The organism is Streptomyces sp. NPDC057702, from assembly GCF_042799315.1.
In the GTDB taxonomy this organism is placed as follows: domain Bacteria; phylum Actinomycetota; class Actinomycetes; order Streptomycetales; family Streptomycetaceae; genus Streptomyces.
Genome location: NZ_JBHVJC010000021.1, coordinates 149,298 through 161,828, shown reverse-complemented (window position 1 = coordinate 161,828; position 12,531 = coordinate 149,298). Strand labels below are relative to the sequence as shown.

General features: G+C 71.1%; 9 protein-coding genes. 3 read left to right on the top strand and 6 right to left on the bottom strand.

What is annotated here, in order from left to right; genetic code table 11:
- Window positions 1-740 precede the first annotated feature (740 nt).
- Window positions 741-1,523: an MBL fold metallo-hydrolase gene (locus ACFVFR_RS18170; RefSeq protein WP_383702663.1), complete on the bottom strand. Its 783-nt coding sequence runs from the start codon at window positions 1,521-1,523 to the stop codon at window positions 741-743.
- Window positions 1,524-1,602: 79 nt separating this feature from the next.
- Here ACFVFR_RS18170 and ACFVFR_RS18165 point away from each other — a divergent pair, with 79 nt between their 5' ends.
- Window positions 1,603-2,211, top strand: coding sequence for a CGNR zinc finger domain-containing protein (locus tag ACFVFR_RS18165; RefSeq protein WP_383702661.1), 609 nt, complete (start codon window positions 1,603-1,605; stop codon window positions 2,209-2,211).
- Window positions 2,212-2,737: 526 nt separating this feature from the next.
- Here the strand turns inward: ACFVFR_RS18165 and ACFVFR_RS18160 are convergent.
- Complete coding sequence (locus ACFVFR_RS18160) at window positions 2,738-3,382, bottom strand: TetR/AcrR family transcriptional regulator (RefSeq protein ID WP_383702658.1); 645 nt, start codon at window positions 3,380-3,382, stop codon at window positions 2,738-2,740.
- Between the two features lie 64 nt (window positions 3,383-3,446).
- Between ACFVFR_RS18160 and ACFVFR_RS18155 the strand changes: the two genes are divergently transcribed.
- On the top strand, window positions 3,447-4,991 hold the full coding sequence (locus ACFVFR_RS18155) for an MFS transporter (protein ID WP_383702656.1): 1,545 nt from the start codon (window positions 3,447-3,449) through the stop codon (window positions 4,989-4,991).
- A gap of 373 nt (window positions 4,992-5,364) precedes the next feature.
- Here ACFVFR_RS18155 and ACFVFR_RS18150 read toward each other — a convergent pair whose 3' ends face one another.
- From ACFVFR_RS18150 to ACFVFR_RS18135, 4 genes are all read right to left on the bottom strand, one after another.
- On the bottom strand, window positions 5,365-6,147 hold the full coding sequence (locus ACFVFR_RS18150; RefSeq protein ID WP_383702654.1) for an aminotransferase class IV family protein: 783 nt from the start codon (window positions 6,145-6,147) through the stop codon (window positions 5,365-5,367).
- A gap of 99 nt (window positions 6,148-6,246) precedes the next feature.
- Entirely contained in the window at window positions 6,247-7,689 is a 1,443-nt protein-coding gene (locus tag ACFVFR_RS18145) for an MFS transporter (RefSeq protein WP_383702652.1), read from the bottom strand.
- On the bottom strand, window positions 7,686-8,417 hold the full coding sequence (locus tag ACFVFR_RS18140) for a methyltransferase domain-containing protein (RefSeq protein ID WP_383702650.1): 732 nt from the start codon (window positions 8,415-8,417) through the stop codon (window positions 7,686-7,688). Before ACFVFR_RS18140 ends, ACFVFR_RS18145 begins: the two co-directional genes overlap by 4 nt.
- A 12-nt stretch (window positions 8,418-8,429) precedes the next feature.
- Complete coding sequence (locus tag ACFVFR_RS18135) at window positions 8,430-9,509, bottom strand: LLM class flavin-dependent oxidoreductase (RefSeq protein ID WP_383702648.1); 1,080 nt, start codon at window positions 9,507-9,509, stop codon at window positions 8,430-8,432.
- A 708-nt stretch (window positions 9,510-10,217) separates the two neighbouring features.
- Here ACFVFR_RS18135 and pabB point away from each other — a divergent pair.
- Window positions 10,218-12,452, top strand: coding sequence for an aminodeoxychorismate synthase component I (pabB, locus tag ACFVFR_RS18130; protein ID WP_383702679.1), 2,235 nt, complete (start codon window positions 10,218-10,220; stop codon window positions 12,450-12,452).
- Window positions 12,453-12,531 lie beyond the last annotated feature (79 nt).

Here is a 12,531-nt window from a genome sequence, read left to right as displayed (position 1 = left end):
CGCAGGAACGACGCGCCGACGCTACGCGTCGGTACCCGTCTCCGCTCCGCGAAGACGGGCGGCCACTCCGTGGCCGATGATCCGCTCCGCGGATCCGGGTTGGTTCGTAGGGAAGGAGGCTGATCGCTCCGCGATCTGCCCCCTTCCCTACTTGTGTCTCACCCACAGTACGCAAGCTAGTTGGCTAGGACGGCTGCCAGAAGACCAACACTAGGCCCGCGCTCGCCGACATGAATAGCAACAACTACTCGCTGAATAAAGGAGCTTGATGGAGCATCAGCTAAAGTTGACGGGTCATCAGTTGTAAACTCGACAACTCTTGAGCCGCTCTTGGTTTCAGTCGGGGGGCTCTGGGGTTGGCCCAGGGCTGTGAGGTCGTCGAGCAAGGCAAGTGCGGCTCGAGCAACTGGGCAGCGTCTGTCCTGCGGCCGCATCTCGTCAAGGCGCTCTTGGGCCCGTACAACAGCGCACGCGAGTGGTGCACGCTTGATACGCCACACGCGCGATCCAAGCCCCGAACAGCTCCTAAGGCGGAGGAGTTTAACTGGACGGCTGTCCACCGTGACATCGGCGAGTATGTCAACCGCGCGCCGTGCGTGGCGTTCGCCCGCGACCCGTGCCCGATTCCGTCGGTCGCGCCCGCTGTGGGGTCTGCCACCCAGATATTCGGGTGACAGACCCCTTGATTTCGTGGGGGTCACATGGGGTTTCTGGCAGTCGGGGGGCGCGCTGGGGTGGGGTCAGTTGAGGTGGAGGCGGTCGGCCAAGCCTGCTTGGTTGAAGGCTGTCACGAGGTCGTCGCGGCCCTCGGTGAAGTGGGCCCAGCTGTCGCAGTGCACGGGAACGACTCGGCGGGCTTCGAGTGCCTTGGTTGCCTCTGCGGCCTGCGCGCTGTCGAGAACGATCGGCGCGCCGTCGAAGAGGCCGTCGAAGCGTGGAGCTCCGGCGAAGAGCACGGCGGTGTCGACGGGGCCGAAGCGCTCCGCGATCTGACTGACGGCATCTAGCGAGGCGTTGTCGCCGCTGACGTAGACCGTGGGCAGGTCTGTGGAGGTCAGTACGAATCCGACGACCTGGCCGAGGATCGGCTCGACGTCCTCGCGTGGCTCGGGGCCGTGGATGGCGGGCACGCCTGTCACGGTCACCGTGCCGCCGTCGGGGCGGTCTAGCTCGATGGATTCCCAGTCTGCGAGCCCCTTGGCTCCGCTCCCGAGGCGCTGCCCGCCGCCGGGGGTGGTGAGGGTGAGCGGCACGTCGGCGAGGAGTTCCCGGCCGGAGATGTCGAGGTTGTCGGGGTGTTCGTCGTGCGAGAGGAGCACCACGTCGATGCGGCCAAGCTCGGTGGGGTCGGCTGCGGACGGGGCGGTTTTCGTCAGGCCCGGGCCGCCGGGCACGGCGTAGTCGCCGGGCGGGTCGAAGGTGGGGTCGGTCAGGAAGCGCAGTCCGCCGTACTCGAAGAGGGCGGTCGGGCCGCCTAAGACGCGGACGGTGATCTGCTCGTCGGGCGTGCTGTCAACAGACATGAAAGAAAACCTCACGGATGAGAAGGAGTCTATCCGTGATGACCGTAGCGGCTCCTCACGGATACCAGCAAGCCGTACCATGAGGCCCATGACGGAGCCCGTGGCCGCCGCACTCGCCCCACCCTCCGCGCCAGGCGCGGAGCAGTACCCCTCCCTCGACTTCGCCAACAGCGCTATCGCTCTGCCAGGCGGTCACTTCCTCGATCTGATCGGCACGCCGGCCACCGCCGGCCAGTGGCTGACCGAGCGCGGTCTCGCCCCGGACGACCCGGGGTTGCAGGAGATGTGCGCGGCCCAACTGCGGACCCTGCGCGAGCAGATCCGGGCGCTGATCGCCTCGAAGCTCGGGGGACATCCCGCGCCCGTCAGCGCCCTCCACGCCATCAACGAGGCCCTGACCCGAGCTCCCGCGGCCACCTTGTTGTACTGGGACGCAGATCGTGGCCTGCACCGAGCGGGTGCTCATCCCACCACTCAGGTCGTCGAACACGCCCTGGCGACCCTCGCCGCCGACGCCGCCGACCTCCTCACCGGCGCTGCGGCCGAACGTCTCACGGCCTGCGGCTCTCCCCCGTGCACCCGCTATCTGCTCCGTCATGGCCGCCGCCACTGGTGCTCCACCCGCTGCGGCGACCGTGCCCGAGCGGCCCGGGCCTACGCACGCCGCACCCAGCCCGCACCGCGCTGAAGCAACCCGCGTCGGAGGAGCGCGACAACCACTTCCTCAGCGCCTTGGGCCTCACGAGCCGCGCCCTCGGCGGCCGTCGGGATGGACGAAGCTCCCGCCAGGCCCCGCGCTCAGCGCCAAGCCCCCACCCGTGGGCATCCGCGGCCGGCCCGGCATGGCGCCGCCCCGGCCATCGCACAGATCGGCCACAGCCGGGGCGCCTCCGAAGCGGGACCCTGACAGCCGGACCTCGCCCCTCCGGGCGGTTCGGTCGGCGCACAGGCGACGTACGTGCTTTCCGGTGTATCCGCCGGGCGGAGTGCACCCGCCCGCACGGGGTGCGACGACGGTGTTCGCGTCTCGGCCGCGCGAGGTAGGGCAGCCTCAGCCGTGGCCCGATCACCGAGTGGGTCGCGCATCTGACGCATCGGGCACGCCAGGTGTGGGAGGCGACGAGTGCGGTGTGTGGTCGACGGGGTGCTGTGAGTGCGACCCAGCCGGCGGGGACGCGAGCCGGCGGGCTTCCGAGCTGAGCGCGCTCCGGACGCTACGCGTGGTGGCGCTGGCGGTAGTGGTCGCGCCAGCTTGGGGTTGCCGCGCCGTCCAGGACGGTCATGACCACGTCGTGCGCCAGTTGGTCGGTGACCGGCCGATGGCCGAAGAGGACGCGGTGGTAGGTGGCAGCCGCGAGAAGGTCGAGCAACAGGTCGATGTCGGCGTCGGCCCGGATGTCGCCGCGCTCGATGCCGCGTCGCAGGGCCAACTCGGTGGTAACGCGCCGGGGATGGAAGATTGTTTCGGCGAAGACCTGGTCCAGCGCCGGGTCATCGGCCAGGTCGGCGACGAGCGCGGGCAGCGTTCGACGACCGAAGGTGCCTCCGAACGCCTGGCTGATCGTTTCCATGCCCTTGATCAGGTCGCAGTGGGTGCAGCCCGTGTCGGGGGTCGGCGCGGTGCCCATGATCTCCGCCAGGGCCGTGATGACGAGGAGTTGTCGCGAGGCCCAACGCCGCCGGATGGCGGGCTTGGTGGTGCCGGCCCGCGCCGCGACGGCTTCCAGGGTCAGCCCCTGGTAGCCGACCTCCTCCAGCAGTTCCCTCGTCGCCTCCAGGATCGACGCGTCCAGGCGGGCGTCGCGCGGTCGGCCGGCGCGAGGCCCGGTCGAGGGCGAAGTGCTACCGGGGTTTGCCATGTCGCCCAGTATAGGTAGCATGCATTTCATTGCGATCCGGAACGTAACGAAATAGAGGCCCGGCATGCCGCAGCACGACCTGACGGACGGCGCAGCCGCCCGCGACCGAAGGACCGAGCCGTCCCCGAACGAGCTGGACCCGCCATCGCCCACCGCCACCGAGTCGACGACGGCCCACCGCTCCGACCGGGTGGTCGCGGCCGAGCCGCCCACCCCTCCCCCACCCACCGCAGGGAGCATCTTCCAGGCTCCGTACACGGCCATGACCTGGGGAATCGTGCTCTCGGTCAGTCTGGTGGCGTTCGAGTCGATGGGCGTGGCGACCGTGCTCCCCGAGATAGCGGGCAAGCTCGGCGGACTCAACGCCTACGGGTGGGGGCTCTCGACACTGATGCTCGCGAACCTGATCGGGACGGTCGCGGCGGGACGCGCGGCGGACCGTCGTGGCCCGGCCCGGCCGCTGGGCACCGGGCTGGTCGTCTTCGCCGTCGGCTGCGCGCTGACGGGCGCCGCGACGAACTGGCCCGTCTTCCTGGTCGGGCGCTTCGTCCAGGGACTGGGGGTCGGGGCCGTGATGGCGCTGGCGTACACGGCGATCTCCCTGGTGTATCCCGAACGGCTGCGGGCCCGCATGTTCGCGCTGGTCTCCGGTGGGTGGACGGTTCCCTCGCTGGTCGGTCCGGCCATCGCCGCCCTTGTGGCCGAGCACGTGCACTGGCGTGGGGTGTTCGTGCTGCTGCTGCCGCTGATCGTGGTCGCCTGGATGATGGCTGTGCCTCCGTTGGCACGCTTCAGCCGTACGTCGCCCGTGCCGGTCGCCGACGGGGCCCGTGTCCCGTGGTGGCGCGGGCCCGTGGCGCTCGGCGTTCTGGTCAGCGCGAGCACGGCCGTGCTGCTCGTGGGTCTGGAGCGCACCGATCCGGCGCTGCTCGTACCGCTCGTGCTGGTCGGTGCGGTGGGCGCGGTGGTCGGGCTGCGGTCGGTCATGCCGGCCGGCACGCTCACCGTACGGCGTGGTGTACCCACCGGTGTCGTGCTGCGCTTCCTGCTGTGTGGCGCCTACTTCGGGAGCGAGGCGTTCCTGCCGCTGGGCCTGACCCGGCTGCGCGGGCTGAGCGCGACCGAGGCGGGGTTGGGGCTGTCGGCCGGGGCGATCACCTGGGTGGTCGGCGCGGCCTGGCAGGGGCGCGCGGACAGCCGCTGGAGCGGCCGGTCGCGGGCGGTGCCGATCTCGGTCGGCTTCGCGGTGCTGGCCGTGGGCATCGCGGTGATCGCCGCCGGCATCCTGGTCGACGCGGTGCCGCCGCTGGTGGCGGTGGTCGGCTGGGCGATCGGTGGCGCGGGGATGGGTGTGGCGTTCAATGCCGCCACGACCGATGCGATGGAGCAGGCGCCCGCCGTTCGGCAGGGTGAGGCCAGCGGGTCGATGCAGTTGGCCCAGACGCTGGCGACCGCCGGGCTCAGCGGTGTCGGCGGTGCGGCCATCGCCCTGGCCCACGCCCACGGTGGGACCACGTCCACCGCGCTGGCCGTGACCTTCGCCCTGACGGCGGCTCTGGCCGTCACCGGCGTCGCGACGGCCTACCGCATCCGACCCCGGGCACAGTGATCTGACTCCAGACGCACTCGCCACCCTCGGGTGGTCCGGGGGCCCTGTTCGCGACGCGGGCTGGGCGAACCAGGATCGCGCGGGGGTGGCCTGCGCGGTGCGCGCGGAGGAGGTCCCCGGTTCTCTGCGGTCCTGTTCCTGATCGCGCGCCCACCTGGCCATGGGTCACCGGTGCCGGAGGGAGCGGGTGCCGCGCGTGAGCGGGCCCCGTGGTCGGCGGGTCCTGGCTCTGTCGCCGTACTCGCTCGTCAGGTCGTGGGCACCCGATGGTCGGTGACCCGCGCGGCGGTGCCCCAGGGGCTCGTGGGTCACACTCGTGCGCGGCAGGTTGGTCTACGGGTTGCCACGGCGGGCTGTGTACCGCCGGCCGTGCCTACAGCGGTTCGCCGGGGATCGACTGGTACGCCGCCTGGAGTTGCTTCAGGACGGGGTGGTCGGGGGCGAAGCCGGTGGTGTCCAGGGTGGCCAGGGGGCGGACACCGATGCTGACGTTCGTCGCGAAGGCCGCGCTCATGGTGGTGGCCTCGGCCAGAGTCAGGGGGGCGACGCGGTGTGCGATGCGCCGCTGGAGCAGTGTCATGGTGATGCCGGGGAGTACGGGGGCCTGTGGCCACACCACGGTGTCCTGGTCGTCGACGAAGCCGACGTTCCATGTTCCGCCCTCGCTGACCAGCCCGTCGCGGCCGACGAACAACGCGTCGTCGTAGCCCGCGTGTTGTGCGGTCCGGCGTGCCCACAGGGTGCCGAAGAGGCCGACGTGTTTGACCTCGGGCAGGTCGCGTTCGTAGGTCAGGCTCAGCGCGCGCAGCGGGGCCGATGGCGGGGCGGCGGCGGGGCGTACGGAGATCAGGGGGCGTGGGGTGGTGGCGGCGGCGGGGTTGTTCATGTTGATCGTGGGGTCGTGGAGCGTGGTGCGTACGACGCACGGTCCTCGCTGTGGGCTGACGGCATCGCGGATCAGGTCGCGTACGTACCCGGTGTCGAGGTCCGTGCCGAACACGGTCGCGCAGTCTCGGGCCAGGCGGTCCAGGTGCAGTCGAAGGCCCCGTACGCTGCCGTCGGCTTCGACGCGCATGGTCGTGAAGTGGCCGAAGTTGGTCAGGGCCAGGGGAAGCAGGTCGTCCGTGGAGGCGGGTGATCCGTCGAGTGTCGCCATGTCGTCCAGCATGTCAGGGGGCGGGTTCCCGTGGCCTGACCGGCGGCTCTCTGCCGTGGCTTCGCCTGGTGTACGCGGTTGCCCGGGGCGTGGTCTGTGCTACGGGTGTGCTGGGTCGGGTTCGGGTGCCTGTCGGTGTGTCGCGTGTCCACGGGCGACGGTCGCGGCCAGGGCCGCGGTCGCCGCGGCGAGCGCGGTGAAGTAGAGCAGGGTGGCGTGGAAGCCGGTGAGTGTGCGGGGGCCGTGGCCGCCGGCGTGGAAGACGGCGCCGGCGGTGACCACTCCGATGGAGTTGGCGGTCTGCTGCGCGGTGGCCAGCAGTCCGGATGCCACGCCGGCGAGTGGGGTGGGGACGCCGGTCAGGACGAAGCGGATGAGAGTGGGTGCCACAAGCCCCGCGCCCAGGCCGTTGAGGATGAGCAGGAGGGTTACCGAGGGCTCGGCGGGGTGGAGTTGGTGCGCGGTCAGGCGGGACAGGCCCAGGTAGCTGAGCGCGGTGAGGACCGGGCCGCAGGTGGTGAGCCACACCATGTGGCGGGCGTCGAGTCGGCCCGCCAGGACGGAGGCGGCGAGGAAGGCCACGCCGAGCCCGGCGTAGAGCATGGCTGACGACAGGGGGGAGAGCCCGGCGCCGTCCTGGGCTGTTCGCGCGAGGACGACGTAGAAGGGGACCTGGGTGCAGAAGAACAGCAGGCACAGTGCCAGGCCGGCGCCGAAGGTCCAGTGCCGGAAGAGGTCGGTATGGAGCAGGGGTGACCCGCCACGGTGGGTCAGGCGTCGTTCCCACCACACGAAGGCCGTGCCCGCGCCGGCCAGGATCGCGAGTGCGGGCACCGCGTGGCGCGGGTTGTTCGTGGTGCCCGGCATCGACCAGGGCAGGGTCACGGCGGCCATCGTCACCGCGAGCAGCAGGGCGCCGGGCAGGTCCAGGCGTCGGGTGCTGGTCCGCTCGCCGGGCAGCAGTGTGGCTCCCGCCGCCACGATGGCCAGGCAGAGCGGCACGTTGACCCAGAAGGCCGAGCGCCATCCGGTGGCGGCGATGTCGAGTTCGGCCAGGACGCCACCGCCGAGCTGACCGAGGGTGGAGCCGGCGCCCAGGACGGCGCCGAACGCGCCGAGTGCCGGGCCGCGCCGTTGGGCCGGCAGCACCTGCTGGATGCCGGCCAGGACCTGGGGGAACAGGAGTGCCGCGCCGACGCCCTGGGCCGCGCGTGCTCCCGCCAGCACGGGCAGGGTGGGTGCGAGGGCACAGGCGGCGGAGGCGAGGCCGAAGAGGGCGACGCCGGTGAGGAAGACGACGCGGATGCCGTGTCGTTCGCCGAGCCGACCGCCGGTCACCAGCAGGCTCGCGTAGGTCATCGCGTAGCACGCCACCACCAGGTAGGACTCGGCGTCGCCGGCGTCCAGGTCGTGCTGGATGGTGGGTAGCAGCACGTTGACCACGGAGATGTCGAAGATGGCCAGGAACTCGCCGGCGAGCAGGACGGTCACGGTCAGTGCCGCGGAGCCGGCTGGGCGGCGTCCGTGGCCGGGGTGGATCACGCGGTGTCTTCTCCCTGCTCGGGGTGTGGGCCCTGGGTCAGTCTGAGCAGTTGGTAGTCCACGACATGGGTCGTCTCGGGGACGGGCCGGCGCGCGAGGTGGGCCAGCTCGACGCCGGTCTCGGCGGCCAGCCGGCGCAGCAGGTCCATGTCGCCTCGGCTGCTGAAGCCGAGCAGGGCGTCGCCGCCCGGGCGGAGGCGGTGGGGGGCTTCGGCGAGGTAAGCGCGGTGTGCCCGGTAGCCGGGGTCGACGTAGGCCAGGTCGTGGTAGTCGAGGTGGTCCAGGGTCTCGGGTGCGTGGACGAAGTTGGAGTGCCAGAAGACCAGGTCGAAGTGCTCGTGGGGGTCGAGTGCCGCGAACATGTCGCTGACCTGGCAGCGCACCCGGTCGGCGACCCCGTGGCGGGCTGCGTTGAGTCGTGTGTTGCGGACGGCTTCGGGGCTGATGTCGGTGGCGACGACCTGGGCGCAGCCCGCGAGTGCGGCGCTGACCGCGATGACGCCGGCGCCGCTTCCGATCTCCAGGACCGTGCCGCCGACCGGGAAGTCCAGGAGGTCGAGGAAGGTCTGTGACGAGGGTGAGTACACCGGTGCGAACACCTCGCCCAGCAGGGTCCACTGGCGGCCGGCGAGGTGGAACTCGGCCGGCCGGTCGGCGCGCGTGCGGCTGTCGTGGCTGCGCTGGAGTGAGCCGTGGTAGTCACCCACCGCGTGGCTGGGCTGGTCCATGTGGTGCTCTTCTCAGGCGGGGCTGTCGGGGTGGGGGGCGCGCAGCCTGGGCAGCACCTTCTCACCGAAGAGGGTGACGGACGCGCGGGCCAGCCGTGGGTCGAGGGTGGAGAAGTTGGCTTGGAGGCTGGCGACCTCGAAGCCCCCGCTGAGTTCCTGGACCTCGCGTAGCCGTTCCAGGATGTCGGTGGGGTTTCCGACCAGCGCGGCCGAGCGGGCGAGCACGCTGCGGAAGTCGTCCTTGGCGAGGCTGGCGATCATCTGCTGGTAGCCGGGGTAGTCGGCGCTCGCGGCGCCGCCCGTCCAGTCGGACGCGGCGTCCACCAGGCTGTGCAGGTAGGAGTTGATCGGCCCCTCGGCCTGGTCCTGGGCTGTCTTCGTGTCGGGCGCGCAGTACATGTGGAAGGCGAGCATGACCCGGCCGCGTCCCGGGTGGCCGGCTGTCTGCCATGCCTCGCGGTAGACGCCGAGGTTGTGGCGCATGGCTTCGGCGGCGAGGGGGTTGGCCATGATGCCGCACCCCAGCTCGCCCGCGCGGCGGAAGCTCTGCTCGCTGGAGAGGGCGGCGATCCACATCGGGGGGTGGGGGCGTTGGGTGGGTCGGGGCAGTGAGGTGGTGGCCGGGAAGGAGTGGAAGCGGCCCTGGTGGGTGACCTCTTCTTCGGTGAGCAGCTTGCGGACGGTGTGCACGCCTTCGTCGAAGCGGGCCCGGCTGGTGTCCATGGCCACGTCGAAGCGGAGGAACTCGTGGGGCAGGAAGGCCCTGGCGAAGCCGACCTCCAGTCGGCCGCCGGAGATGGCGTCCAGCATGCCGATCTCACCGGCCAGTTTGAGCGGGTGGTTGAACGCCGGGAGGACCGCGCCGGTGATGAGTCGCAGCCGTCGGCTTCTGGCTGCCGCCGCGGCCAGGAACATCATGGGGTTGGGCGAGTAGCCACCGTACTGGTGGAAGTAGTGTTCCACGATGCGTACGTGATGGTAGCCGAGCCGGTCGGCCAGTTCGACGATATCCAGACACTCGGCGAAGTACTGGTCCGCGGCCTTGGTGCGGTGATCCACGTCAGGGAAGAAGTTGATTCCGATCTGCGTCAACGGCGCCGTCCCCCGTCACCTCGTGGTGTGCCCGGCAGTGCTGACCGGCGCACCGATGATCGCCTTTCGGCCTTTTCTGCGGAGCGGAACAGGTAAAGCTTTTTCGGTTCCCGATTGCCTTGCCGCGCTGGGCGAACCCGACGGGCACGGCGGCGACTTCCAGCACAGCAGGTGCGCGTATGCCGCGTCAAGACGGGCTTTTTTCGTGCGGTCGCGGGTAATGATCGCGAGAAATTGCCATCCGCGTCACTACCTATACCCAAAGCATCTTGACATGTCATCGAGGCCGGCAGATCCTGTGATTGGCCGCTGCTTAGGGTGACGTGAGGCCCGGCTTCCCGACTTCCCTAGCATCGGCCACGGGGGGCTCACGGCGAGGAGCGCGGGTCGCGGTCACCGGGCCCGGTCGCCTCGCCGGCCAAGCGCTTTCGCGCGTCGGAGGCCCGGGATCGACCGTGCCTGGGTGGAGTGCACGCGCGGTGCGCGGTATGCCGCCGTACGGCGGTACCGGTGTCCGTCTCCGGCCCGGGGCGCCGTGGAAACCCCCCGCCTCGCACGCGTACCGCACGACGACCGCCGCTTCACGACAACGGGCACGCGACGGGCGGCCCTGTCAGCTACGCGCCCGCCCGGCCCTACGGACGCGCGACGGTGCGCGGTGGCGGTCACAACGGGGGAAACAGGAGTCTGCTGGTGAATTCCGGTGTCATACGGACGTTACTCGTCGATAACTACGACTCATTCACCTACAACCTCTTTCACTATCTGGCGGAGGTGAACGGTGCCGACCCGGTGGTGCTGCGTAATGACGACCGCTGTCCCTCCGCCGACGAACTGTTGGCATTCGACAATGTCGTGATTTCCCCCGGACCAGGAAGTTGCGAACGGACCGAGGACTTCGGCATGTGTCGCCCCCTCATAGAAAAGGGTGAGCTGCCGCTACTCGGCGTCTGCCTGGGCCATCAGGGGATTTGCGAGGTCGCCGGAGCGCGCGTCGGATACGCGCCCGAGGTGCGGCACGGCCGGGTCTCCCCGGTACGGCACACGGGAGGGGACCTGTACGCGGGGATACCCTCGCCGTTCGACGCCGTGCGCTACCACTCCCTGGCGGTCGGGGAACTGCCCGCCGAGCTGGAGGCGACCGCCTGGTCGGCGGACGGGGTCCTGATGGGGGTGCGTCACCGGCACCGGCCCCAGTGGGGGGTGCAGTACCACCCCGAATCCGTCTCCACGGAGCATGGTCATCAACTCCTGCGCAACTTCCGGCACTTGACGATCGAGTGGCATCGCACGGCGGACCGTTCGCGCCCCCACACCTCGCGGCGGGGCGCCACTTCCCCGCCCGCGCCCCGCCCACTCGCCCCCAGCGCCGACGCGCCGGTCACCGCCGCGCCCGGCGCCTCGAAGGCGGGCCCGTCCGTACCGCACGGGCCGGAGGCGCGGCACGCGGGGTCGCGCGGGCCAGCCGGGTCGGCGGCGGGCGGGGACGGCCGGCGGCCCGGTGGCGGGCCACGGCGGGTGCTGGTGGAGTCGTTTCCCACCCGGGTCGCTGACGAGGTGGTCTTCGATCACCTCTTCCGTTCCTCGCGGTACGCGTTCTGGCTGGACAGCAGCGCGAGCGGGCCGGGGACCGGTCGGTTCTCGTTCCTGGGCGACGCCACGGGGCCACTGGCCAGGGTGGCCCGGGGCGACGTGTGGGAGGGGACGGTCACGGTCGAGTCGCCGTCCGGCACCGAGGTGATCACCAGCGGCTTCCTGGACTGGCTGGATCGCGACCTGGCGGCCCACCCCGCCGCGATACCTGAGACACCTTTCGACTTCACGCTGGGCTGGGTCGGCTATCTGGGCTACGAGCTGAAGGCCGAGTGCGGCGGGCAGCGCGCCCACCGCTCCCCCGATCCCGACGCGTTCCTGATCTACGCCGACCGTGCGGTGGTCCTCGACCATCTCACTGGCACCACCTACCTGTTGGCGCTCGTCGAGGGCCACGACGAGCGCGCGGCCCGTTCCTGGCTCGAACACATCCGTGCGACGCTCGACCGGCTGACAGGCCGGGCGCCCGAGCCGGCCGCCGGCGCCCAGCGGCTGTCCCCGCTGCGGGCGCGGCACGGGCGGCAAGCGTATCTGGGTTCCATCGCCGCCTGCCAGAAGGCGATGGACCAGGGTGAGACCTACGAGGTGTGCCTGACCAACGTCGCCCAGGCCGACGGGCGGCTCGACCCGTGGGAGGCGTACCGCTTCCTGCGGCGCACCAGTCCGGCGCCGTTCGGCGCACTGCTGCTCCTGGACAACCTGTCGGTGCTGAGCACCTCACCCGAGCGCTTCCTGTCCGTCTCCGCCGACCGGGTGGCGGAGTCCCGGCCCATCAAGGGCACCCGGCCGCGGGGGGCGACGCCGGGCGAGGACGCGTCGCTCCGCGCGGAACTGCGCGCCAGCGAGAAGGACCGGGCGGAGAACCTGATGATCGTGGACCTGGTCCGCAACGACCTGGGGCGGTGCGCCGAGGTGGGCTCGGTGTACGTGCCGGGGCTGTTCGACGTCGAGACGTACGCGACCGTGCACCAGATGGTCTCCACCGTCCGGGCCCGGCTGCGGGCCGGCTACTCGGCCGTCGACTGCGTGCGCGCCGCCTTTCCGTGCGGTTCCATGACCGGCGCCCCCAAGATCCGCACCATGCGCATCATCGACGAGTTGGAGGCGGGGCCGCGCGGCGTGTACGCGGGGGCCGTCGGCTACTTCTCCCTCTCCGGCGCGGTGGATCTGAGCGTCGTGATCCGCACGGTGGTCGCGGGCCCCGACCGGCTCACCTACGGCGTCGGGGGCGCGATCGTCGCGCTGTCCGACCCCGCGGCGGAGTTCGAGGAGACCGCGGTGAAGGCCACGCCGCTGCTGCGGTTGCTGGACACCCGCTTTCCCGACCGCCAGCCGGGTCGGGCCGGCTGAGTCCCCGTCACGACCACCGGTTCGGCCAGGCCCCGGCCCCGGCCGCCGAACGGTGGACGACGCCGTGGACGGGGCCCGA